This is a genomic window from Colwellia marinimaniae (assembly GCF_002207865.1).
Lineage (GTDB): Bacteria > Pseudomonadota > Gammaproteobacteria > Enterobacterales > Alteromonadaceae > Colwellia > Colwellia marinimaniae.
Genome location: NZ_BDQM01000174.1, coordinates 1 through 329, shown reverse-complemented (window position 1 = coordinate 329; position 329 = coordinate 1). Strand labels below are relative to the sequence as shown.

The 329-nt window shown below is 41.3% G+C and carries 1 protein-coding gene; it reads left to right on the top strand.

The features are described from left to right. Positions 1-329: PTS sugar transporter subunit IIC (locus tag MTCD1_RS18775; protein ID WP_200818644.1), on the top strand; the 329-nt coding region annotated here is incomplete at both ends.

Sequence of the window (329 nt, the reverse complement as noted above, 5' to 3'; positions counted from 1 at the left end):
TTGCTACCATTTACTTTGGTGAGCATGGTGCTAAATGGATTGATGAAAATGCCCCAACCGTACTACTAGAAGGTCTCGGTATTGGCGCGAAAATGGTACCTGCGATTGGTTTCGCGATGTTACTTAAAATGATGTGGTCAAAAGAAGTGGCCGGTGTGTTCTTTATTGGTTTCGTGATGACAACATACTTAGCATTACCAATCATGGCGGTCGCTATCATTGGGGCCTCAAATCTAGCTTTGTACTTCTTCTATAGCGGCAAAAGGACAGCAAATAATGTAGATAATACGAAAGAGGATTTTGAAGATGGCATTTTTTATCACAGTGAG